Origin of the sequence: Celeribacter sp., from assembly GCF_048259695.1 — a bacterium.
Taxonomy (GTDB): Bacteria; Pseudomonadota; Alphaproteobacteria; order Rhodobacterales; family Rhodobacteraceae; genus Celeribacter.
Genome location: NZ_JBLXHL010000004.1, coordinates 403900 through 424915 on the forward strand (window position 1 = coordinate 403900; position 21016 = coordinate 424915).

Genomic DNA, 21016 nt, shown 5'->3' on the forward strand with positions numbered 1-21016 from the left:
ACAATTGGGAGAGACAGGTCCGTTCACCGGGAATCACACCCGGGGGCGTGTTTCCGGCTATCTTATGCGCTCGGGCATTTGGCGGTAAACTCCGCAATACGGGCGAGGCTCTCCTCCCGCCCCAGAACGAGCATCATGTCGAGTACGCTCGGGGTCACGGCACGTCCTGCAAGGGCTGGGCGCAGGGGGCCGGCGACCTTTCCGAAGCCGATCTCGCGTGACTCACAGACCGCGTTGATCGCGCCTTCGAGCGCCTCGCGGTCCCAGCTACCACTTTGCAGGTGCGGCGTCAATTCTTTCAGTATACCGTTGGATACATCGGTGAGCTGCTTTTGCGCCTTCTCGTCCAGATCGAGCGGACGTTGCACGAGGGCAAAGTGCGCCTTTTCAATAAGTTGCGGGTAAGTTTTCGCAGATCCTTTGACATAGACCATCGCCGCCGCCAGTTGCGTTTTCTGCTCTGACGTCAGGGCAGGGCATTTTGCAGCTGCGAGATAGCCCTCCACTTCGCTCAAAATCGTGGCATCCTCCATCACGGCGATATGCTGACCACAGATGTTTTCGAGCTTCTTGGTGTCGAACCGCGCGGGCGATTTGTTGACGCCGTCCAGATCAAACCACTCTTTGGCCTGTGCATCGGAAAAGAACTCGTCATCGCCGTGGCTCCACCCCAGACGGGCGAGGTAATTGCGCATCCCCGCCGATGGATATCCCATGGCCTGGTATTCTTTGACACCCGTGGCGCCGTGGCGTTTGGACATCTTTTTCCCGTCAGGGCCAAAAATCAGCGGGATGTGGGCATAGACGGGCAGGGGCCAGCCCATGGCCTCGTAAATCGGGATCTGACGGGCGGCGTTGTTGAGGTGGTCATCGCCGCGAATGACATGGGTGACGCCCATATCGTGATCGTCGACCACAACGGCAAGCATATAGGTCGGCGTGCCGTCCGAGCGCAGCACGATCATATCGTCCAACTGGTCATTGCGGATGGTCACGTCGCCCTGAACCTGATCGCGGATTACGGTTACGCCCTCACGCGGGGCCTTGACGCGCACGGCATAGGGCGCATCGGGATGGGTCGCGGCATCGGCGTCGCGCCACGGCGATTGGTACAGGGTGCTTTCCCCCTTGGTGCGGGCGGCTTCGCGAAAGGCCTCGATCTCGTCCTGGGTGGCAAAGCACTTGTAGGCGGCTCCCGACGCAAGCATGGCCTCGGCCACCTCTTTGTGACGGGCGGCGCGTTCGAACTGGCTGATGGCCTCGCCGTCATAATCAAGGCCGAGCCACGCCATCCCGTCCAGAATGCCCTGTGTCGCCTCGGGGGTCGAACGCGCACGGTCGGTGTCCTCGATGCGCAACAGGAACTTGCCGCCACGCGCACGGGCGTAGAGCCAGTTGAACAGGGCGGTGCGGGCGGTGCCGATGTGCATATCGCCCGTGGGGGACGGCGCGATGCGGGTCACGACGGGTGTTTGATCGGGGCGGGAGGCTGCGCTCATAGGTATAACCCTTTGGTAACCAAGATTTCGGAGAGTGATATCGCAGCAGATTTACGCGACCGTGAAAGGGGACACAAGGGTGCGCCCAAGGTTAGGATACGACGGGATGGCCCCCGACCGGTGGGCAGCAGGCGCTGTGGCGGTGCGGGCGTCATGGTGTCCGCCGTGGGCGTTGGTGTGCTCCGGAGCGTGGGCATGGGCGCGGTCGAGAGCCACATCCCTGTCGTGGCGCGGCCCCCTTGAGGCACAGCGCGGCACGCTGTTTGTCTGGGTGCCTGTGTTGCTCGGTGTCGGGGTCGGTCTCTATTTCGCCCTGCCGTATGAACCACGCCTGCTGCACTATGCGCTTGCGGGGGCGGGGGCTATCGCGGCACTGGCCGTGGCGCTGCGCATCGGTATGGGGCGCGCCGTGATCCCGATGGCGATTTGCCTTGTTCTGGTGGGGCTTATGGCGGCGGGGGCGCGGGCCAATATCCGTGCCGCGCCTGTGTTGAACTCTCGCTATTACGGCCCCGTCGAGGGGCGTGTGGTCACGATTGACCGCTCGGCCTCCGGGGCGGTGCGCCTCACGTTGGACCGCGTTGCGTTGCGCAATGTCGCGCCGGATCGCATGCCCGCGCGGGTGCGTATCTCGCTGCACGGGGTGCCGGTACAGACCATCGTGCCGGGACAATGGCTTGGCCTGACCGCCAACCTGTCGCCGCCTGCGGGACCGACCGAGCCGCAGGGGTTTGATTTCCAACGCATGGCGTGGTTCGACCGTCTGGGCGCTGTGGGCTACACCCGTGCGCCCGTGGTGCGTGTTGCGGCGGCGGATCAGGGCGCGGGGCTGTTGTTGCACCGCCTGCGCGTGGTCCTCGCCCATGATATTCGCCGCATCATCGGGGGGCAGGAGGGCGCGTTTGCCGCCGCGATCCTGACGGGTGACCGCTCCGCCATCACCCCCGAAACCGAAGCCGCCCTGCGCGGGGCGAACCTGTCGCACCTTCTGGCCATATCGGGTCTGCATATGGGGCTGCTGACAGGCGCGGTGTTCGGCGCTATCCGATTGATTTTGCTGATGGGGTTTCGGGACCGGACGGTGATGCCAAGCAAGAAGATCGCCGCCGTTTTCGCAGTGCTCGCGGGGGCGTTCTACCTTGCGCTGTCGGGGTGGAATGTCGCCACCGAGCGGGCCTTTATCATGGTGTCGGTGATGTTTGTGGCCGTGCTTTTGGACCGCCGCGCCATCTCGCTGCGCTCCGTTGCCCTTGCCGCGATCCTGATCTTGCTCCTGCGCCCCGAAGTGCTCCCCGAACCGGGGTTCCAGATGTCTTTTGCCGCCACAACATCCCTCGTGGCGGCGTTCAACGGGATGCGGCGGGTGCCACAATTTGCACGCATGCCCAAGCCCGCGCGGGTGGTGGCGGCGGTGGTGGTGTCGTCGTGCGTGGCGGGGCTGGCCACTGCGCCTGTGGCCGCGGCGCATTTCAACCGCATCGCGGATTATGGCCTGATTGCCAACGTCCTGTCCGTCCCGCTGATGGGGGCGATCATTATGCCGATGGCGGTGCTTGCGGTGGGGCTTGCGCCGTTCGGATTGCACGGCGCGGCGCTTGCCGTGATGGCCCCCGCAATTTCGTGGATTTTGGGCGTGGCCGCCACGGTGTCAGGGTGGGAGGGCGCCGTGACCCATGTCCCGACACCGCCGGACGGGGTCATGCCACTGATGGCTTTGGGCGGGGTGTTTGTGATGATCTGGCGTGGCCGCGCCCGTGTCATCGGGCTTGTCCCGCTGTGTGCGGCCTTCGCGCTTTGGATCGGGGCCGAGCGGCCTGTGTTTCTGGTCTCGGATGACGGTGGTCTGGTCGGTATGATGACCCCGCAGGGGCGTGTGCTCAGCAAGCCCGAAGGCGCGGGGTTCGCCGCCCGTACATGGTTGGAAAACGACGGGGATCGCGCCGGTCAGGGTGAGGCCGCTGCACGTGCAATGCCCGATTTACGGATTGGCCCGCTGCGTGTTGCCCATATCACAGGGCGCGGATGGCAGGACCGTGTGGGGGCGGCCTGTCGCACCCACGATATCGTAATTGTGAATCAAAAACTGGATTTCGACCCGGTTGGAAGCTGTAAAATGTTCGATTTGTCTAAGCTAAAGGAAACGGGAGCTTTGGCGTTCCACCTCGGGGCGGGGCATGTCGTGCTTGAAACCACGCGGGGTGTGGTGGGGCGGCGGTTGTGGAATAGCCCGCTGTCCGCGCGGTCCGTGCCCAAAGAAAAGGCCGCGCCAAACGGCACGGCCACTGAGGACTTGGGAGAGGTATTCACTCTCGCGCAAGCGGCGGATTAGTAGCTGCGGATCAGACCGACCAGTTTGCCCTGTACCTCGACCTGTTCGGCGGGGAGAATGCGGGTTTCATAGGCGGTGTTCGCGGCCTCCAAGGCGACGCGGTCGCCCATCTTGCGATAGGTTTTCAACGTGGTCTCGTACCCCTCGACCATCGCCACCACGATATCGCCGTCACGTACCGAAGAGGTTTCCTGAATCACCACGATGTCGCCGGAGTTGATGCCGGCGTCGATCATCGAATCACCTTTGACCTCCAAAGCGTAGTGATTGCCGTGGCCCGACAGCATCATGGACGGCACCGAAATGCCCATGTCATTGTCCTGTACCGCCTCGATCGGCACTCCGGCGGCGATTTTACCCATGATTTGCAGGGAAACAGCGGCGGCAGAGACATCCATCGCCGCGGCGGGGGGCGGGCTATCGGGGCGGTCGCCCTCAATCACGCGGGGGGTGAACCCTACGGCTGTGGGCGCGGTGGGTTCGCCGCCCAAGGCCTCGGGCAGTTTCACGATCTCGATGGCGCGGGCACGGTGGGCGAGGCGACGGATAAATCCGCGTTCCTCAAGTGCCGTAATCAAACGGTGAATGCCCGATTTCGACCGCAGATCAAGCGCCTCTTTCATCTCGTCAAACGAGGGGGGGACGCCCTCTTTGCGCATCCGTGTATCGATGAACTCCAAGAGTTGCATTTGTTTCTTTGTCAGCATTTGCTCGCTCCCGTTTTGGTGCGCAAAAGGCTCTCTTTGGCCCTGTGTTCTGACTATGTTCTACCCATGTTCCCCAATTGTGTCAACAATTGCGTGGCGGATCCATGTCCTCCCCTCGTGACGGCCCTAAAGCGCGATGTAGTCGACGGTCTCGCCGGCCGTGGCGGCGGGCGCATCGGGGGCGCGCACCAACAGGGCGTTGGCGGTGGAGAGGATCGACATGAGCGAGCTGTCCTGACGGTCAAACGGCACGATGCCCTCATCGCCGAGCTGCGCCCGCATATAATGTTCGCGGGGGCCATTGGCGCCAACATCTGCCAAAAGCGTGGCCGTGCGGCGCGGCGCGGGGGTGGCGGGCAACCCCATAAGCGCATGTAGCGCCGGCACCAGAAATAGCTGTGCGGTGATCATCGAGGACACGGGGTTTCCGGGCAATCCGATCATCAGTGCGCCATCCAGACGCCCCGCCATCAACGGCTTTCCGGGTCGCATGGCGACCTTATAGAACGCACGGGCAAGTCCGAGGTCCGAGGCCACTTTGCCGACGATATCATGGTCGCCCACCGATGCGCCGCCGATGGTCACAACCACATCCGCCCCCTGCGCCAATTCGAACGACTGGCGCAACGCGCTTTCGGTGTCGTGGGCAATCGGCAACATCCGTGCGATGCCTCCCGCCGCCTCGATCATCGCGGCAAGGCCGAAGCTGTTGGAGGCGATGATTTGAGACGGGTTCGGCGTCTCGCCGGGCATCACCAACTCATCGCCTGTGGCAATGAGCGCCACGGTGGGTTTGCGCGACACCTCGACCTCGGCCACGTTCATCGCGGCCAATAGGGTGACGTCCTGAGCGGTGAGGCGGCGCGGGGCGGCCACGCTGTCGCCTGATTTGAAATCCCCGCCTAAGGGTCTGATATTGCGGTTCTGTGTCGAGGGCGCATCCTGTGTGATGGTGTCGCCTGTGCGGGTCACGTCCTCCTGGATGATCACGCGGTCGGTATCGGCGGGCACAGGCGCGCCGGTGAAAATGCGTACGGCCTGACCCGTCCCGATGGGGCCGTCAAAGGCATGTCCGGCGGCGGCTTCGCCAATGACGGTGAACGTGGCCCCTTGGCCCGCATCCGCGTCGCGCACGGCGTAGCCATCCATCGCCGAGGAGGCAAAGGGCGGCTGATCGCGCCGTGCGGTGGCAGGCACGGCCAAAACGCGGCCTGCGGCGTGGCGCAGGGCAACCGTTTCGGTGCCAACCGGAGCGCACAGCGTGAAAACTTCGTTAAGGGCGTCGGTGACAGAAATCATGTGTTGGCCTCCGTGGTGGCGTCGAACAGACCGGATTTTCCACCCTCTTTGCGCAACAGGCGCACGGAGGTGATTTCCATGCCTTTCTCGGCAGCTTTGAGCATGTCGTAGACGGTCAGCGCGGCGGTGGTGGCGGCGGTGAGGGCTTCCATTTCGACCCCCGTTTGCCCCGATGTTTTCACCGTGGCCTGAATGCGTACGCCCGGAAGGGTCTCGTCCGCCACCAGATCAAGCGCCACTTTGGTGATCGGCAGCGGATGACATAGCGGGATCAGATCGGAGGTCTTTTTGGCCCCCATAATCCCCGCCAGTCGCGCCACGCCAAGCACGTCACCCTTTTTGGCGGTGCCTTTGGTGATATGTTCGAGGGTGGTCGCGGTCATCTTGATCGCGGCCTCGGCGGTGGCGGAGCGGTCCGTGACCGCCTTGCCCGAGACATCCACCATATGGGCGTGCCCGCCCGCGTCGAAATGGGTCAGGTCGGCCATATTACAACGCACCTCCAACGGGGTTCGCAAGCAGTTTGCGGGTGGCGGTCTCGACATCGTCCTGACGCATCAGGCTTTCCCCGATGAGGAAACACCGCGCCCCGTAACCGGCCATGTCCGCCAGATCGGCGGGGGTGCTCAGGCCGCTTTCACATACAAGGGTGCGATCCTCGGTGGCCATGCGCGACAGCTGCCGCGTGGTGTCGAGTGTGGTCTCAAAGGTTTTGAGGTTGCGGTTGTTGATGCCCAACAGCGGTGATTTGAGCACCGAGGCACGCTCCAGCTCTTCGGCGTTATGCACCTCGACCAGAACATCCATGCCGAGGGCAAAGGCGGCGTCCTCAAGCTCGGCGGCTTGTCCGTCCTCAACGCTCGCCATGATGATCAGGATCGCGTCCGCCCCCCACGCACGGGCCTCGGTCACCTGATAGGTGTCGTACATGAAATCCTTGCGCAGCACAGGCAGGCGCACTTCGGCGCGCGCCTCGATCATGAAGTCCGGTGCGCCCTGAAACGAGGGCGTGTCGGTGAGCACGGACAGGCAGGTGGCCCCGCCGTCCTCGTAGGCGCGGGCGATGGCGGTCGGGTTGAAATCGGCGCGAATGAGCCCTTTGGACGGGGACGCCTTTTTCACCTCGGCAATCAGGCCGTAACCCGATTTCGCGGACGCTTGCAGGGCGTCGGCGAACCCGCGCGGCGCCTCTTGTGCTGCGGCTTGCTCTTCGAGATCGGCAAGCGGGACGGCAAGCTTGGCGGCAGCCACTTCGTCGAGTTTATAGGCTTTGATTTTATCGAGAACTGTCGTCATGGCCGTTCATCCCTTTGTAGGCGCATATGCAACGTCAACCGGCACACGCACTTTGTCGTCTTTGTCGGTAAAATACTCACTTTTCACGCAGCCGCACGTGCAAAGTGCTCAACCCGTGGAAATGCCATGTATTTGCATAGTGCGGGGCATCGCTCAGTTGCAAGGCGGGGAAGCGGGCAAACAGGCGGGGGAGCGCCACACGCATCTCCAACCGGGCAAGCGGCGCGCCGACGCAAAAATGGATGCCCGCGCCAAAGGCCATGTTTTGTTTGACGGGCCGCGTGGGCGTAAAGGTGTCGGGATCATCCCATGCGTCCCCGTCACGGTTGGCCGCGCCAAGCAGCAGGCCGATTTTGTCGCCCCGCTTGAAATCATGCCCCATGAACTGCGTGTCCTCATAGACCCACCGGTCAAAGAAATGCAGCGGCGGATCGTAGCGCAACACCTCTTCGATCGTGGTGTCGATACGGTCGTCGGCCAAGGCGCCGTGTGGCGTCTGGTGTTCAAGCAACGTTTTGACGGCAATCCCGAGGCTATGTACCGTGGCCTCGTGGCCCGCGTTCAACAGCAAAATGCAGGTGGAAATCAATTCATCCGTGGACAGTTTTTCCCCGTCTTCCTCGGCGGCAATCAAATGGGTGATCAGATCATCGCGCGGGGTGGTGCGCCGCGCCTCGACATAGGATCGCATGAAGGCGGCGAAATCGGTGGCGGCGCTGTTGGCGGCGGCCTCGATGGCGGGGGTGCGCAGCGGCGTGTAGACCGCGACCATGGCGTTGGACCACGCAAGCAATTGGTCGCACATCTCCTCGGGCACGCCCAACAGTCGCGAAATCACCCGCACGGGGAGGGGTTGGCAAAAGCGTTGCAACAGATCGGTGTCTGTGCCGGCGCCGTCCGCCACCCCGTCCAACAGATCGTCGCAAATGGCCTCGATGTCGGGGACAAGTGCCTTGATCCGGCGCGAGGTGAATGCGCGCAGCACAAGGCCACGCAACCGGCGGTGGTGTGGCCCTTCGAGTTCCAGCATCGAATGGGCGTCGATGTCGTAAAACGCCCGCAAGGCCGCGGGGACGGGGGGCGCAAACCCCTCGGGGGCCTCACGGCCAAACCGGTTGTCGCGCAGTGCCATCGACACGCCGTCATAGCCCGTGAGTACGGGCAGCCCCAACTCCTGCCAATAGGCGAGCGGGCCGCTTTCGCGCATCTGCGCATAAAAGCTGTAGGGGTCTTGGACAAAGGCGGGATCTTTTGGATTTTGCGAGAAATTTTTCATGGGGGGACGCTGCCGCTAACCGCTTTGCTTTGCAAGCCGTTCTTTCTAGACTGCGGCTGAAATGACCGATGCCCTGACCCCACCGCACCCGAATGCGCGCCCGCCTGCGCCGGTATCCGTACCTGCGCCCCTGCCTGTGTCGCGATTGCGCCGGCTGGGCGGGGCGCTTGTGTTTGTGGTGGTGGCCGCGCTGTTCGGGGCGGCGGTCTACGGGGTTGCCTTTCGGGCGCAACTGGATCAGGCGGCGGCGCGGGGGCGCTCGGATTTGGCACTGGCCTCGGACCGTTTGACCACGGGGCTGCAACGCTACCGCGAACTGGCGGTGTTTCTGGCCGACCACCCGACCACGTTGAGCACGATACTGGAGGGCGGCAACGCCCGCTCGCAAATCGAGGCCGCCGATGCGCTCTTGCTCGGGATGGCCGACAAAACGGGGGCGCATTCGATCACAATCGTGTCGCGAAAGGGCTATGTTCTGGCCGATACGGGCGATGCGGTGCGGATGCCCGCAGGGGTGAACGTGGCGTTCGGGCGGGCCTTGAACGGGGCCTTGGGTGTGGCGCATTTCGTGGATGAGGCACAGCGCCGCCGCTTTGTCATTGCGGCCCCCGTGTTCTATCCGGGCGGCGCGTCACGCGGGGCGGTGTTGGTCAGCGTCGATGTCGGCCTGTTGGAATGGTCATGGCCCACGGACCCGTCAGCGATCTATTTCACTGATGACAAAGGCGTGGCATTCGTGGCCAACCGTGGCGAATTGGTGATGCGGACCCAAGACGGGAGCGGTGACACCGGTTTTCCGGTCACCGGAACGCGCCGCATCGGGGGCTATGAGGTGTTCGATCTGGACGCGGGACCGTATATCCCCGCGCGGGCGCTGCACCTGACCCAGGCCCTTCCCGTGATTGAACTGACGGGTGAACTGTTGATGGATCTGGCGCCGGTGCGGGCGATGGCGCGGCTACAGGCGGGATTTGCCACGGCGCTCTTTTTGACCTTTGGCGCCTTTGCATGGGTAGCGATGGAACGCAGGCGGACCTTGGCAGAGGCCAATTCGCGTCTTGAGGCCCGTGTGGCCAAGCGCACGCAGGCGCTTGAGGCGGCCAACCGTGATTTGCAACGCGAGGTGGCCGAACGCGAAGAGGCCGAGGCACGCCTCAAACGGGCGCAGGCCGATCTGGTGCAGGCGGGCAAACTTTCGGCCTTGGGCGAGATGTCGGCGGGGATCAGCCACGAGTTGAACCAACCGCTCATGGCCATTCGCTCCTTTGCCGAAAACGCGCAGGCGTTTCTGGAACGCGACCGTGCCGACAAGGCGGGCGAGAACCTCGGGCGGATTTCGGAACTGGCGCGGCGCATGGGGCGGATCATCAAGAACCTGCGGGCCTTTGCGCGTCAGGAAAACGAAGCCGTCACCGATGTCGATCTCAATGGCGTGGTCGAGGCGGCGTTGGAAATGATGCAGGCGAAAATCTCCAAATCAGGCGTGCAGACGGATTGGATCGCCGGCCCCCCCGCCGTGGTGCGCGGCGGCGAGGTGCGGTTGCAACAGGTGGTGATGAACCTTGTTTCCAATGCGGTGGACGCGATGGCCGACGTGGCGGAGGGCGCCCCCAAACGCCTGACCCTTCGCATCGGTCCGGCACAGGAAACAGGCGCGGAGACGGGGGCGGAGTTCGTGCGCCTGACGGTCAGTGACACAGGGGCAGGGATCAACGATCCCGAGAAAATGTTCGACCCGTTCTACACCACCAAAGAGGTCGGCGCGGCGCAGGGCATGGGGCTTGGCCTGTCGATTTCCTACGGGTTGATCCAGTCCTTTGGCGGGCGGATCAAGGGCGCAAACCGTCCCGGTTCCGAGGGCGGCGGGGCCACATTTACAATCGAGCTGGCCCGTGCGGGTCGCAACCGGGAGGCGGCACAACAATGAGTGCAATGGGGACACGCGGCGCGGCGGTGGAACGGGTGTTGATGGTCGATGACGACCTGAGCGTGCGCGAAGCCTTGGGCCAAACGTTGGAGTTGGCCGATCTGGTGCCGACCCTTGCGGGCAGCTACATCGAGGCCAAGGATCACATCAGCCGCGATTTCGCAGGCGTGGTGGTCACCGACATCCGGATGCCCGGCAAGGACGGGTTTCAATTGCTTGAATACGCCCATGGCATCGACCCCGAATTGCCGGTGATCCTGCTCACGGGGGAGGGCGATATCCCGATGGCCGTCAAAGGCATTTCGTCGGGGGCGTTTGATTTTCTGGAAAAACCCTGTGCGCCCAAAGAATTTCTGGCGGTGGTGGAAAAGGCCATCCGTACCCGTGCGCTTGTACTCGAGAACCGCCGCCTCAAACGTCAGGTGGCGCAAGGTGACGCGGCGGCGCGGTTGCTGCGCGGCACCTCCGCCATATCGCGCAAAATGCGCGAGGAGGCCCGCGCCGTGTCGCGCTCGGCGGCGGATGTGTTGGTGACGGGCGAACCGGGTGTTGGCACCGCCAAAATGGCCGAAGTGGTCCACCTGTTGTCGGCAGGCTCACAGGCGCCATTCCTCAAGTTTTCCGCTGCCTCCCAAACGGGCGACAGCCTTGCCGCGGCCTTTAGGGAGGCCAAAGACGGCTCGGTGTTTCTGGACGAAGTGGCCGCCTTGCCGTCGCCCGCGCAGTTTGCCTTGCTCGATTTGTTGGAACACCACGACCGTCCGCGCCTGATCGCGGGCACCTATGCCGATCTGGGGAAACTGGCCCGCGAGGGGGCGTTTTCGCCGGACCTGTTTTACCGGCTGGATGCGGCGGTGATCCGTATTCCGCCCCTGCGCGAACGGCGCGAGGACATCCCTGTGCTGTTTCGCCACTACGTCGATATTGCCTGCGAACAGGCGGGTCTGCCCAGTCCGCAAATCACCCCCGAAGTGATCTCGCGCCTGATGGCGCAGGACTGGCCGGGCAATGCGCGTAGCCTGATGAACGCGGCGATGCGGTTCGCGATGGGCCTGTCGGAGGGCGAGGCCCAAGAGGAAGAGTTGGGACTGGCCGAGCAACTGGCGCAGGTCGAGCGTTCCTTGTTGATTGCGGCGCTGCAACGCCACGACGGTAACGCCACCGAAGCCGCCAAGGGACTGAAACTGCCGCGCAAAACCTTTTACGACAAACTGGCGCGTCACGGGGTGCGTGCGGAACTGTATCGCGGGTGATCCGGCGACTCATGCCGCGCTGTGCGGAAATCCGCACAGTCATCGCTAACAGGTGTGCGGATGGTCGCACATGATGCGGATGCAGCATGGCAGCTATGCGTTTTCACGTCGATCAATGCCCTGAAAACACGCCGAAAATCGGAGCTGTTCACATTTCCTTCACGATCCCTTGTGCGGGCATTGCGGCTGTTGTTGTCTCTGTCTCGAGTGTGCCGTGTTCCGGATCGGGATGGCGCGCACCGCATCAAACACGATTTGAAATATTCGGGATCATGTCAGGGAGGACACCCATGAAATTGCTCGCAACCGCCGCTACGGCCCTTGCTCTTACCGTCACCGCACAGGCCGGCTTTGCCGCATGTGATGAGGGCGAAATGGTCATCAAATTCAGCCACGTGACCAACACCGACAAACACCCCAAAGGCATCGCCGCCAACCTGTTCATGGAGCGCGTGAACGCCGAGATGGACGGCAAGGCCTGTGTCGAGGTCTACCCCAACTCCACGCTCTATAACGATGATCAGGTTCTCGAAGCGATGCTTCAGGGCGACGTTCAGATGGCCGCACCATCGCTGTCCAAATTCGAAGCGTTCACCAAAGTCTACCGCATTTTCGATCTGCCGTTCATGTTCAAAAACATGGACGCCGTTGAAGAGTTCCAACAGTCCGAAGTCGGCCAGAACATGAAAGAAGCCATGACACGTCGCGGCCTCCTGGGTCTGGGCTTCTGGCACAATGGTCTCAAGCAGTTCTCCGCCAACAAGCCCCTGTTGTTGCCAACAGATGCCGCAGGCCTGAAATTCCGCGTTCAGCCCTCCGACGTTTTGGTCGCCCAGATGGAAGCCCTCGACGCATCGCCACAGCCGATGGCGTTCTCCGAAGTGTACGGCGCGCTGCAAACGGGTGTTGTGGACGGTCAGGAAAACACATGGTCCAACGTCTATGGCCAGAAGTTCTTTGAGGTTCAGGACGGCACCACGGAAACCAACCACGGCCTGCTCGACTACATGGTTGTGACCTCCGTTGACTGGTGGGAAGGTCTCGATGCGGACATCCGCGATCAGCTCTCCACCATCATGAACGAAGTGACCGCCGACCGGAACGCGGCGATTGCCGAAGTGGACGCGCAAAACCGTCAGGCTGTGCTCGACGCAGGCGGCGTGATCCGCGAGTTGACCGCAGAACAGCGTCAGGCGTGGGTCGAAGTGATGAAACCCGTTTGGGCACAGTTCGAAGGTGACGTTGGCGCCGACAACATCGCAGCAGCCCAAGAAATCAACGCCAAGCACTAAGCGCAGGCGTTTGATGGAATACAGCGGCCCCGCCCATACGGTGCGGGGCCGTTTGCCAACCACCGTACGGGTGGGCCACACGCGGCCCGCACCGGGCTTGACGGCACATCGGGATTAGAGGGATGGGGGTCTTATGACACAATACCAGGACAATTTACCCAAGACACCGCTCGCGCGGTTTTTCGACGGGCTCGAGGAAAATGTGATTGCATTTATTCTTGGGGCTATGACGTTGATTACATTTGTTAATGTGGTCATGCGGTATGTGTATAACACCTCGCTGATCTGGGGCCTCGAAGTGGTCTTGATCCTGTTCGCGTGGTTGGTGCTTTTGGGCATTTCCTACGGGTTCAAAAAGACCTCCCACCTCGGTGTGGATGCGGTCACCAATATGTTGCCCCACCGCGGCAAACGGGTCGCCGCGATCCTGTCGGCCATTGCGTGCATCATCTATTCGGCGCTTTTGCTCAAGGGGGCGTGGGACTACTGGGCGCCCTTCGCGGCGCTGCAACCCACCGACGGGCGGTGGTTCCCGTTGGGCTTTACCGAGGGCGTGCGCGACCGTGCGTTTTACACCACGGATCAGGTGCCGATGCTCGGGATGTTCCGTTGGCTGGAGGACGCCATCAACTATGGCGACCACTATGACAAACTGCCCCGCGTTGTCCCCTATTTCATTTTGCCGTTTGGCTGCGGGATGATTTTGCTGCGCGTTGTGCAGGCCACCATCCGCATCATCACCGGTCAACAAGACAGCCTCATCGTATCTCACGAGGCCGAAGAGGAAGTCGAGCGCGTCGCGCACGGCGAATACGAGGAATAATCCCTATGGAAGTTGTCATTCTCTTTTCATTCGTGATCGGGCTGTTGCTGATCGGTGTGCCGATTGCGGTCTCGCTCGGCCTGTCGTCCATGATCTTTTTGCTGGCCTTTTCCGACACCTCGCTCGCCTCCGTGGCGCAGTCGCTTTATCAGGCGATGGCAGGTCACTACACGCTTCTGGCCATTCCGTTCTTTATCCTCGCCTCGTCGTTCATGTCGACGGGGGGGGTGGCCACGCGCATCGTGCGCTTTTCCATCGCCTGTGTCGGCCACTTTCACGGCGGCTTGGCCATTGCGGGCGTGTTCGCCTGTATGATCTTTGCCGCACTGTCGGGGTCCTCGCCCGCAACGGTGGTGGCCATCGGCTCCATCGTGATCGCCGCGATGACCAAGGTCGGCTATACCAAGGACTTCGCCGCAGGGGTGATCTGTAACGCAGGCACCTTGGGCATCCTGATCCCGCCCTCCATCGTGATGGTGGTCTATGCCTCCGCCACGGATGTCTCCGTGGGCCGCATGTTCCTCGCGGGTGTAATCCCCGGTCTTTTGGCCGGCACGATGTTGATGATCGCGATTTACGTCATTGCACGGGTCAAAAACCTGCCCAAAGGCGAATGGGCGGGGTGGGGCGAAATCTGGGCCTCGTTCAAAGACGCATTCTGGGGCCTGATGTTGATCGTCATCATCATGGTCGGCATTTACGGTATTCCCGGTCTCACAGGGGCGATTTTCACCCCGACCGAAGCCGCCGCTGTGGCCTCTGTCTATGCCTTCCTCGTGGCGTCCTTTGTCTACCGCGACATGGGGCCGCTCAAGGGGGTCAAGGGCGGGCCACTTGTGATTTTCAAGCGCTTTGCGATTGTCCACGCGCTTGTCCACAAAGACACCCGTCAGACCCTGTTCGACGCGGGCAAGCTGACCATCATGTTGATGTTCATCATCGCCAACGCCCTGATCCTAAAACACGTTTTGACCGATGAGCAAATCCCGCAGCAGATCGCCAACGCGATGCTCTCGGCGGGGTTTGGCAAGATCATGTTCCTCGTGATGGTCAACGTGATCCTGCTGATCGGCGGGCAATTCATGGAGCCGTCGGGCCTTATCGTCATCGTCGCCCCACTGGTGTTCCCGATTGCGATCGAACTTGGCGTCGACCCGATCCACCTTGGCATTATCATGGTGGTGAACATGGAAATCGGCATGATTACACCGCCCGTGGGTCTCAACCTGTTCGTAACCTCGGGTGTCGCGGGCATGCCGATGATGGCCGTGGTCCGCGCAGCCCTGCCGTTCCTCGCGATCCTGTTCGTGTTCCTGATCCTGATCACCTACGTGCCGATTATCTCGACCTTCCTGCCCACCACGTTGATGGGGCCGGAGATCATAACGAACTGACGCGGCGAAACGCTAGGATGAAATAACCAACGGCGCGCCTTTGCAAAAGGGCGCGCCGTTTTGTACGGGGGCGATTGTTTTTCGAATTTGTGCTGACGCCAATCTATGGCGCAGGGTGACTAGGACTCTGGAAGGGCCGCAGGATCGAACTGGCACCATTCGCCCGCCTTGCCGAGTGCGGCCGAAAAGCCTGCGGCCGAGAACGTCCCGTAAAGCCAGATTTCGCCTTCGTCGACACGATCAATTGCCACGTCAACGCTGTGGTTGGCGGTGCGAACCGACGTGACAACTTCGGGAACAAAACCCGATGTCAGACTGGCGAAATCACCGTGTGAATCCCGTTCCAAAGCCATTTCGTCACCAATCCATGTTTCTTCGTCGTCGAAAGATAACACAACGGAATCATCCGGCCCCCAAGGCGCCCCCGTTTCCCCGGGATAGGGGGCATAGCGGTATTCGAAGCTGGAGTTGTAGCCGTTTCGGGGAAAGCTGAAGATCAATGTGCCGGAGGTGTCCCGTGCGGATCCGAGCGTGAAGACATGGCATATTTCACCGATTTTAACCGTGGCCCAGTTTTCATGTTCGAAATAGCCGGCATGGGCCATTTGCGTGGTCACGGCAAGCGCCAGTGTGGCAAGAAAAGGGGGTTTCACTGATACAGGCCTTTCTCAATGCAATTGTAGGATATCTACGGGACTTTCGTCAGAATAGGGGCAACAAATTTACGAATGATTTCAAAACGTCTTGGGATGATTATGGGCTTGAGGTGAGACGCGCCAAGCCTTCGAGCTTCGATAGGGCCGCGCCGCTGTCCAGACTTGTCGCGGCCATTGCGACCCCGTCTTTGAGGTTTTCCACGCGGTCGGCAATCAGGAGCGCTGCGGCGGAATTGAGCAGCACCGCGTCGCGGTAGGCGCCGTGGTCCTCTCCGGCCAGAACCGCCCGCATCCGTGCGCCGTTGCTTTCGGGGCTGCCGCCCTCGATCTCGCTGAATTTATAGCACGGCAGGCCCGCTTGTTCGGGGTGGACCTCTTCGTCGTGGATCAATCCGTTGTGCAGCGCCACCACTTTGGTCGGCCCCGTGATGGTCACCTCGTCGGTGCCGTCAGAGCCATGGACAAGCCACGCGCGCTCGGACCCGAGTGCCGCAAGCGTCTCACACATCGGGCGCAACAGGCCGGCATCAAACGCGCCCGTCAACTGGCGCTTGACGCCTGCGGGGTTGGTCAGCGGGCCAAGGATGTTGAACACGGTGCGGGTGGCCAGATCAAGGCGCACGGGCATGACATGTTTCATCGCGGGGTGGTGCATCGGTGCCATCATAAAGGCGATGCCGATCTCGCCAAGCGCCTGTTCGACAACATCCGCGCCGACCATGACGTTGATGCCGTTGACGCCAAGACTGTCGGCCGCGCCCGAGTTGGACGAGAGTTTGCGATTGCCGTGTTTGGCCACAGGCACGCCCGCACCCGCCACGCAAAACGCGGTGGCCGTGGAAATTTGCAGCGTCGCCTTGCCCGTGCCGCCCGTGCCGACGATGTCCATCGCGCCCTTTGGCGCTTTGACGGGGATGCAATTGGCCCGCATGGAGGCGGCGGCCCCCGCAATCTCGCCCACGGCCTCGCCGCGTGTGCGCATCGCCATCAACAGCCCTGCGATTTGCGCCGCACTGGCCTCGCCCTTGAACAGGATCTCGAACGCGGCCTCGGCCTCTGCGCGGGTCAGGGGGCGATCGGCGGCAAGCCCGATAAAGGGTTTGAGCAGGTCATGGGGCGCGTCGGACATGGGAATTCAGGCCTTTTCGGAAACGGGGAGACGGTCGAGGAAGGTTTTGAGCATCGCGTGACCATGTTCGGAGCGGATGCTCTCGGGGTGGAATTGCACGCCCTCGATGGGCAGGGTTTTGTGTTTGAGCCCCATGATTGTGCCGTCCTCCAACTCTGCCGTGACCTCCAGACAGTCGGGCAGGGTGGCGCGGTCGACCACGAGCGAATGATAGCGCGTGCCAAAGAGTGGCGAGGGCAATCCGGCAAAGACGCCGTGACCATCGTGTTTGATCTCGCCCATCTTGCCATGCACGATCTCGTGGCAGCGCACCACATCACCGCCAAAGGCCTCGCCAATGGATTGGTGGCCCAGACACACCCCGAACAGGGGCGTTCCGGTTTCGGCGGCGGCATGGACAAGCGGCACACAGATGCCAGCCTCATGTGGCGTTTTGGGGCCCGGCGAGAGCAAAATGCCCGACGGTTTGAGCGCCATCGCCTGTTGCACATCGAGCGCGTCATTGCGCACGACCTTCGCCGCCCACCCCAATTCACCGATGTAGTGGACCAGATTGTAGGTGAAACTGTCGTAATTATCGATGAGTAGCAGCATTTTACGCTCTTTTGGTGATATTGCGCGGCCTTTTGGTCGCGCTTTGGGATTGGGTGCGTCAAAGGGGGATGATCCCACCTTAAAGGCGCGTTATACATGTTCACGAAGGCTGATGGAGGGTCAAGGGTTCCACCCGAATTCTTCCGACAAAAAGGCATATGGCGCACAGGTGCGCATGAGGGATCACGCGCGGTTGCGCGTCTTTGAGCAAGGAGCACGCGAAATATGGGTCGCGGTATTCTGACTGGTTTGATTTGGGGGCTCGTCGTTGGTGGCGGGATTTTGACCGTGGCCAATGAGGTCGTTGGCCCTGTTGAGGTCTCTGTGCCACGGCCAATGGCGGCGGATGATACGGCGCCCGCGGGCGCGGATGACGCCCCCGCCGCAAGCGATGCGCCACAGATGACCGCACAGACGCCCGCGTCCGAGCCGGACCGCTCCGGTGCGCAACCCGATGAACCCGCCGCCGATCAGGTCGCACAGGACGCCCGCGCGACCGGTGCGGGCGAAACCGATCCCGCGCCGCACCCCGATATGAGCGCGCTCGACACGCCGAGTGCGCCGAGCTCCGACGATGTTGCCGCCGCTCCGCACGCCACGGATGAGGCCCCCGTTCTGCCCACCCCGCAAGCGCAAGAACCACAGACCCAAGGTCCGGCGCCGTCGGCCCCCGCGGCCCCCGATGCGACCGGGGCCGCCCCGAATGTGGTTGCGGTTCCCGAGGGTGCGGATGTCGCCCCCGCACAGCCGCAAATGCCCGATACCGAACCCGATACCGAACCCGATGCCATGTTGGGCGAAAGCGCACAGGCACCTTTGGGCGCGAAAGTCGGCTCCTTCACCGACCGCGAAGACACGCGCAAATCCACCCGACTGCCCTCGGTCTCGAACAAGGCCGCGACCGAAGATACCCCCGTCATTATGGCCGAGGACCTTCCGGCGCTCGTGGCCTATTCCGCCAATTTTGACGGGACGGCGGTCAATGGCCCGATGATGTCGGTGATTTTGGTCGACGTGGCGCAACTTGGCCCCGATGATGCGGCGATTGCCAATCTGCCGTTCCCCGTGACCTTTGGCGTTGACGTTCTGGCCGCTGCGGCGGGCGAGCGGGCGCTGTCGTATCGCAACAAGGGTCTGGAAGTTCTGGCCATGGTCGGTTTGCCCGAGGGGGCAACGCCTCAGGATGCGGCGATGACATTGGCACAGGCCGAAGAGATCATGCCTGTTTCTATCGGCTTTCTCGATGTGCCGTCCGCCAGTTATCAAGCGAGCCGTCAGGTCGCCGCCCAAGTGGTCGCCGCCGCGGCCACCAATGGGCGTGGGTTGGTGTCTTTCCCCCGTGGTCTGAATGCCCTCGAACAAGAGGCGCAGCGCGAGGATCAGCCCGCAGCCTTGGTGTTCCGTGACATTGACGGCCGCAATCAGGATGTCGCGGCGATCAAGCGATTCCTCGATCAGGCGGCCTTTCGGGCGGGGATCGACAATGGCATCGTCTTGCTCGGACGCTCGACGCCACAGACCATTCAGGCTCTGGCCGAATGGGCCCTGGGCAACCGCGCCGCAACCGTGAGCCTTGTGCCGTTGAGCTATCAGCTCACAGCGGGCGCGGATTGAACCGCAGGCCCGTTATTTCACGCACAACATTATTGCGCGGCGCTTGACAGGGGGCTGGGCAATCGCGTCAGATCATTCCGAAAATGACTGCGTCCCGACAGAAGGGCGCGGCAGGGAGGATACATGACGCACACCACAGATCATGCGGCGGCCGCGCCGCTGCCGCAAGTTGCACGCCTGAGTTTTCGCGACCTGCGCGAGGTCCTCGCGGCGGGGTGGCATGACTACCGCCGCGCGCCCCAGTTTGGCCTGTTCTTTTCCGCCGTATACGTGCTGATCGGATTGGGCTTTGTGGTGTTCAATGCGGGGACCGTATTGTGGACCTTTGCGATGTCCTTGGGCTTTCCGTTGTTCGCACCGTTTGCCGCCGTGGGGCTTTACGAGGTCTCGCGCCGGTTGGAACGTGGCGGAGCGATGGATTGGTACAAGGTGCTTGGCATTGTGAAGGCCGAAAAGGACCGCCAAATCCCGTGGATGGGGGCCATCATCGTCATCTATGTGCTGTTCTGGTCGTTTCTGGCCCATATGATTTTTGCGCTCTTCATGGGCATTTCCAACCTCACCAATATCTCGTCATCCTACGAGGCCTTTTTGACACCCACGGGCCTGTCGATGATCGCGGTGGAATTGGGCGTGGGGGCGGTTCTGGCCTTTGTGCTGTTCTCGCTCACGGTGACGAGCCTGCCGCATCTGCTCGACAAAGAGGTGGATTTCGTCACCGCCATGATCCTGTCGTTCAAGGTGGTCACATCAAATTTCGTGGTGATGATGGCATGGGCCATTCTGGTCGCGGTGCTGACCCTGATCGCGATGGCGCCACTGTTTTTGGGGCTGCTGATCGTGCTGCCGATCCTCGGTCACGCCACTTGGCACCTGTATCGCCGCGCGTTGATCTAGCGGGCGGCGGGTTTGCGTGTGCGGGCGGTCAGCATGATCGACAGGCCCGCGACAACGATGACACCCCCGCCGGCGATTTCCCATGTGTCGGGGCGTTCGCCAAAGGCCAAGATCCCCATGGCCATGCCGAACAACAGGCGCGAATAGCGAAAGGGTGTGACCACGGACAACTCGCCCATGCGCATTGCAAAGGTGAGACAGGAATAGGCGGTGACGCCAACCACAATCGCGGCCCCGAGGGCGACGAGATCCACCACGGACGGTATGGCGGCCGGACCGTTCCAGATCAACAACCCCATACCTGACAGGACAAGGGCGCCAAAGCCGTACAAACCGAGTTGCGCGTAGGACAATACGGGCGGGGCGGCACGGGTCGCCAGATCGCGGCCCGCAAAGCCGAGCATCCCGAGCACGGCCAGAATGGACAGCGGTGAAAAGGCCCCTGATGTGGGGCGTAGCACCATGAGAACGCCCGCAAACCCCAACAGGATCAACGCCCACCGCACCGCACCCACCGGTGCGCGCCAGATCACCGCACCGGCGGCGGTCACGACGATGGGGGTGGCTTGTAAAATGGCGGAGGTGGACGATAGCGTGGTGTAGACGAGCGAGAGTGTGAAAAACACGCGGCCCATGATCTCGAACAGGGTGCGGATCAACATCACCCGTGACCAGAGGGCGGGGTGGATCAGGCGCTCGTTGCGCCGCATGATCAGCGCGGCAAAAAGCGCCATGCCGCCAAGCCCGAAGATCATCAACACCTCGCCCACGGGCAAACGGGTGGACACCTCCTTGAGCAAGGTGTCCTCGACCGCGAACAGGGCCATCGCCGCCACCATCAACGCGGCGCCGCGCAGATTTGCGGTGGTGTGAAGATCGGCGGAGGGAACAAGGGGCATGGGCGTCTCTTTTTACATATCAGGCCGCCAGTTAGCCCGAGCTTGCCATGTGAGACAATCGCATTCCCCGCATGTCTGCGATCACGGGGTGTGATGGTTTGCGCACAGGACCGTGGGGGCGCGCAGGCGTGG

General features: G+C 62.2%; 18 protein-coding genes. 8 read left to right on the plus strand and 10 right to left on the minus strand.

The features are described 5' to 3' along the window. Positions 1 to 62: 62 nt before the first annotated feature. On the minus strand, positions 63 to 1499 hold the full coding sequence (gltX, locus tag ACN0Q0_RS10050; RefSeq protein WP_417243248.1) for a glutamate--tRNA ligase: 1437 nt from the start codon (positions 1497 to 1499) through the stop codon (positions 63 to 65). Positions 1500 to 1605: 106 nt separating this feature from the next. Here gltX and ACN0Q0_RS10055 point away from each other — a divergent pair, with 106 nt between their 5' ends. After that, on the plus strand, positions 1606 to 3828 hold the full coding sequence (locus ACN0Q0_RS10055) for a ComEC/Rec2 family competence protein (protein WP_417243249.1): 2223 nt from the start codon (positions 1606 to 1608) through the stop codon (positions 3826 to 3828). On the opposite strand, the gene lexA is transcribed toward ACN0Q0_RS10055, so the two are convergent. The 5 genes from lexA to ACN0Q0_RS10080 form a co-directional block, all read right to left on the minus strand. Then, on the minus strand, positions 3825 to 4535 hold the full coding sequence (gene lexA / locus ACN0Q0_RS10060; protein WP_417243250.1) for a transcriptional repressor LexA: 711 nt from the start codon (positions 4533 to 4535) through the stop codon (positions 3825 to 3827). The two genes, ACN0Q0_RS10055 and lexA, sit on opposite strands and share 4 nt — an antisense overlap. A 126-nt stretch (positions 4536 to 4661) precedes the next feature. Then, positions 4662 to 5834: a molybdopterin molybdotransferase MoeA gene (locus ACN0Q0_RS10065; protein WP_417243251.1), complete on the minus strand. Its 1173-nt coding sequence runs from the start codon at positions 5832 to 5834 to the stop codon at positions 4662 to 4664. After that, complete coding sequence (moaC, locus tag ACN0Q0_RS10070) at positions 5831 to 6322, minus strand: cyclic pyranopterin monophosphate synthase MoaC (protein ID WP_417243252.1); 492 nt, start codon at positions 6320 to 6322, stop codon at positions 5831 to 5833. The genes ACN0Q0_RS10065 and moaC overlap by 4 nt, the downstream gene beginning before the upstream one ends. A 1-nt stretch (position 6323) precedes the next feature. Next, the gene (trpC, locus tag ACN0Q0_RS10075; protein ID WP_417243253.1) at positions 6324 to 7130 is read right to left on the minus strand and encodes an indole-3-glycerol phosphate synthase TrpC; all 807 of its coding nucleotides are present in this window, start codon (positions 7128 to 7130) and stop codon (positions 6324 to 6326) included. Positions 7131 to 7206: 76 nt separating this feature from the next. Then, on the minus strand, positions 7207 to 8406 hold the full coding sequence (locus ACN0Q0_RS10080; protein ID WP_417243254.1) for a cytochrome P450: 1200 nt from the start codon (positions 8404 to 8406) through the stop codon (positions 7207 to 7209). Between the two features lie 61 nt (positions 8407 to 8467). On the opposite strand from ACN0Q0_RS10080, the gene ACN0Q0_RS10085 reads away from it, so the two are divergent. From ACN0Q0_RS10085 to ACN0Q0_RS10105, 5 genes are all read left to right on the plus strand, one after another. Further along, on the plus strand, positions 8468 to 10333 hold the full coding sequence (locus ACN0Q0_RS10085) for a sensor histidine kinase (protein WP_417243255.1): 1866 nt from the start codon (positions 8468 to 8470) through the stop codon (positions 10331 to 10333). Further along, positions 10330 to 11586, plus strand: a complete 1257-nt coding sequence (locus ACN0Q0_RS10090; protein ID WP_417243256.1) for a sigma-54-dependent transcriptional regulator — start codon at positions 10330 to 10332, stop codon at positions 11584 to 11586. The genes ACN0Q0_RS10085 and ACN0Q0_RS10090 overlap by 4 nt, the downstream gene beginning before the upstream one ends. Before the next feature lie 290 nt (positions 11587 to 11876). Further along, complete coding sequence (locus ACN0Q0_RS10095; protein WP_417243257.1) at positions 11877 to 12878, plus strand: DctP family TRAP transporter solute-binding subunit; 1002 nt, start codon at positions 11877 to 11879, stop codon at positions 12876 to 12878. Positions 12879 to 13011: 133 nt separating this feature from the next. Then, a complete protein-coding gene (locus tag ACN0Q0_RS10100; protein ID WP_417243258.1) occupies positions 13012 to 13701 on the plus strand; it encodes a TRAP transporter small permease in 690 nt (229 codons plus the stop codon). 5 nt (positions 13702 to 13706) lie between these two features. Beyond that, positions 13707 to 15095: a TRAP transporter large permease gene (locus tag ACN0Q0_RS10105; protein ID WP_417243259.1), complete on the plus strand. Its 1389-nt coding sequence runs from the start codon at positions 13707 to 13709 to the stop codon at positions 15093 to 15095. Positions 15096 to 15214: 119 nt separating this feature from the next. Here the strand turns inward: ACN0Q0_RS10105 and ACN0Q0_RS10110 are convergent, their stop codons facing one another. From ACN0Q0_RS10110 to ACN0Q0_RS10120, 3 genes are all read right to left on the minus strand, one after another. After that, on the minus strand, positions 15215 to 15748 hold the full coding sequence (locus ACN0Q0_RS10110) for a hypothetical protein (RefSeq protein WP_417243260.1): 534 nt from the start codon (positions 15746 to 15748) through the stop codon (positions 15215 to 15217). Positions 15749 to 15848: 100 nt separating this feature from the next. Then, positions 15849 to 16880, minus strand: a complete 1032-nt coding sequence (gene trpD, locus ACN0Q0_RS10115) for an anthranilate phosphoribosyltransferase (RefSeq protein ID WP_417243261.1) — start codon at positions 16878 to 16880, stop codon at positions 15849 to 15851. Between the two features lie 6 nt (positions 16881 to 16886). Next, positions 16887 to 17474 (minus strand): anthranilate synthase component II, encoded by a 588-nt coding sequence (locus ACN0Q0_RS10120; RefSeq protein WP_417243262.1) that lies wholly within the window; start codon positions 17472 to 17474, stop codon positions 16887 to 16889. A 225-nt stretch (positions 17475 to 17699) separates the two neighbouring features. Here ACN0Q0_RS10120 and ACN0Q0_RS10125 point away from each other — a divergent pair, with 225 nt between their 5' ends. Further along, positions 17700 to 19088, plus strand: coding sequence for a divergent polysaccharide deacetylase family protein (locus ACN0Q0_RS10125; RefSeq protein ID WP_417243263.1), 1389 nt, complete (start codon positions 17700 to 17702; stop codon positions 19086 to 19088). Positions 19089 to 19211: 123 nt separating this feature from the next. After that, complete coding sequence (locus ACN0Q0_RS10130; protein WP_417243264.1) at positions 19212 to 19985, plus strand: DUF2189 domain-containing protein; 774 nt, start codon at positions 19212 to 19214, stop codon at positions 19983 to 19985. Here ACN0Q0_RS10130 and ACN0Q0_RS10135 read toward each other — a convergent pair. Further along, on the minus strand, positions 19982 to 20884 hold the full coding sequence (locus tag ACN0Q0_RS10135) for a DMT family transporter (protein ID WP_417243265.1): 903 nt from the start codon (positions 20882 to 20884) through the stop codon (positions 19982 to 19984). The genes ACN0Q0_RS10130 and ACN0Q0_RS10135 overlap by 4 nt on opposite strands. Positions 20885 to 21016: the final 132 nt, after the last annotated feature.

Excerpts from the sequence above, each read along its gene's own strand:
- gltX (WP_417243248.1), bottom strand. The coding sequence starts at position 1,499 with ATGAGCGCAGCCTCCCGCCCCGATCAAACACCCGTCGTGACCCGCATC.
- ACN0Q0_RS10055 (WP_417243249.1), top strand. The coding sequence starts at position 1,606 with ATGGCCCCCGACCGGTGGGCAGCAGGCGCTGTGGCGGTGCGGGCGTCA.
- lexA (WP_417243250.1), bottom strand. The coding sequence starts at position 4,535 with ATGCTGACAAAGAAACAAATGCAACTCTTGGAGTTCATCGATACACGG.
- ACN0Q0_RS10065 (WP_417243251.1), bottom strand. The coding sequence starts at position 5,834 with ATGATTTCTGTCACCGACGCCCTTAACGAAGTTTTCACGCTGTGCGCT.
- moaC (WP_417243252.1), bottom strand. The coding sequence starts at position 6,322 with ATGGCCGACCTGACCCATTTCGACGCGGGCGGGCACGCCCATATGGTG.
- trpC (WP_417243253.1), bottom strand. The coding sequence starts at position 7,130 with ATGACGACAGTTCTCGATAAAATCAAAGCCTATAAACTCGACGAAGTG.
- ACN0Q0_RS10080 (WP_417243254.1), bottom strand. The coding sequence starts at position 8,406 with ATGAAAAATTTCTCGCAAAATCCAAAAGATCCCGCCTTTGTCCAAGAC.
- ACN0Q0_RS10085 (WP_417243255.1), top strand. The coding sequence starts at position 8,468 with ATGACCGATGCCCTGACCCCACCGCACCCGAATGCGCGCCCGCCTGCG.
- ACN0Q0_RS10090 (WP_417243256.1), top strand. The coding sequence starts at position 10,330 with ATGAGTGCAATGGGGACACGCGGCGCGGCGGTGGAACGGGTGTTGATG.
- ACN0Q0_RS10095 (WP_417243257.1), top strand. The coding sequence starts at position 11,877 with ATGAAATTGCTCGCAACCGCCGCTACGGCCCTTGCTCTTACCGTCACC.
- ACN0Q0_RS10100 (WP_417243258.1), top strand. The coding sequence starts at position 13,012 with ATGACACAATACCAGGACAATTTACCCAAGACACCGCTCGCGCGGTTT.
- ACN0Q0_RS10105 (WP_417243259.1), top strand. The coding sequence starts at position 13,707 with ATGGAAGTTGTCATTCTCTTTTCATTCGTGATCGGGCTGTTGCTGATC.
- trpD (WP_417243261.1), bottom strand. The coding sequence starts at position 16,880 with ATGTCCGACGCGCCCCATGACCTGCTCAAACCCTTTATCGGGCTTGCC.
- ACN0Q0_RS10120 (WP_417243262.1), bottom strand. The coding sequence starts at position 17,474 with ATGCTGCTACTCATCGATAATTACGACAGTTTCACCTACAATCTGGTC.
- ACN0Q0_RS10125 (WP_417243263.1), top strand. The coding sequence starts at position 17,700 with ATGGGTCGCGGTATTCTGACTGGTTTGATTTGGGGGCTCGTCGTTGGT.
- ACN0Q0_RS10130 (WP_417243264.1), top strand. The coding sequence starts at position 19,212 with ATGACGCACACCACAGATCATGCGGCGGCCGCGCCGCTGCCGCAAGTT.
- ACN0Q0_RS10135 (WP_417243265.1), bottom strand. The coding sequence starts at position 20,884 with ATGCCCCTTGTTCCCTCCGCCGATCTTCACACCACCGCAAATCTGCGC.